Origin of the sequence: Vibrio splendidus, assembly GCF_001557875.1 — a bacterium.
GTDB lineage: Bacteria > Pseudomonadota > Gammaproteobacteria > Enterobacterales > Vibrionaceae > Vibrio > Vibrio splendidus_F.
Genome location: NZ_LNRF01000023.1, coordinates 1 through 1,428 on the forward strand (window position 1 = coordinate 1; position 1,428 = coordinate 1,428).

Consider the following 1,428-nt stretch of genomic DNA (forward strand, 5'->3'; position numbering starts at 1 on the left):
ATGACAACCAAAAACCTTGGTTAGTTGCCATACACTAAGACCCTTTCGGGTTGTATGGTTAAGTGACTAAGCGTACACGGTGGATGCCTTGGCAGTCAGAGGCGATGAAAGGCGTAATAACTTGCGATAAGCCCAGATTAGGTAGTAATAACCTTTTGAGTCTGGGATTCCTGAATGGGGAAACCCACTTACATAAGTAAGTATCCTGTTGTGAATACATAGCAACAGGAGGCAAACCGGGGGAACTGAAACATCTAAGTACCCCGAGGAAGAGAAATCAACCGAGATTCCGAAAGTAGCGGCGAGCGAAATTGGATTAGCCCTTAAGCTTTTAATGAGACAGATGAAGGCTCTGGAAAGTGCCGCAATAAAGGGTGATAGCCCCGTAATCGACATCTCATCATCAGTGAAAACGAGTAGGGCGGGACACGTGATATCCTGTCTGAATATGGGGGGACCATCCTCCAAGGCTAAATACTACTGACTGACCGATAGTGAACCAGTACCGTGAGGGAAAGGCGAAAAGAACCCCTGTGAGGGGAGTGAAATAGAACCTGAAACCGTGTACGTACAAGCAGTAGGAGCACCTTCGTGGTGTGACTGCGTACCTTTTGTATAATGGGTCAGCGACTTAATTTTAGTAGCAAGGTTAACCGTTTAGGGGAGCCGTAGGGAAACCGAGTCTTAACTGGGCGTACAGTTGCTAGGATTAGACCCGAAACCAGGTGATCTAGCCATGGGCAGGTTGAAGGTTGAGTAACATCAACTGGAGGACCGAACCGACTAATGTTGAAAAATTAGCGGATGACTTGTGGCTAGGGGTGAAAGGCCAATCAAACCTGGAGATAGCTGGTTCTCCCCGAAAGCTATTTAGGTAGCGCCTCGGACGAATACTACTGGGGGTAGAGCACTGTTAAGGCTAGGGGGTCATCCCGACTTACCAACCCTTTGCAAACTCCGAATACCAGTAAGTACTATCCGGGAGACACACGGCGGGTGCTAACGTCCGTCGTGGAGAGGGAAACAACCCAGACCGCCAGCTAAGGTCCCAAAGTATAGCTAAGTGGGAAACGATGTGGGAAGGCTCAGACAGCCAGGATGTTGGCTTAGAAGCAGCCATCATTTAAAGAAAGCGTAATAGCTCACTGGTCGAGTCGGCCTGCGCGGAAGATGTAACGGGGCTAAGCTATACACCGAAGCTGCGGCTACGTACCTTAGGGTATGTGGGGTAGGGGAGCGTTCTGTAAGCCGTTGAAGGTGGTCTGTAAGGGCTGCTGGAGGTATCAGAAGTGCGAATGCTGACATGAGTAACGATAAAGGGAGTGAAAAACTCCCTCGCCGGAAGACCAAGGGTTCCTGTCCAACGTTAATCGGGGCAGGGTAAGTCGACTCCTAAGGCGAGGCCGAAAGGCGTAGTCGATGGGAAAC

At 49.9% G+C, this 1,428-nt stretch carries 1 rRNA gene; it reads left to right on the forward strand.

Annotated features, from left to right (window positions below):
• Nucleotides 1-56: 56 nt before the first annotated feature.
• Nucleotides 57-1,428: ribosomal RNA gene (locus tag ATB74_RS23250) — 23S ribosomal RNA — on the forward strand; the annotation flags it as partial.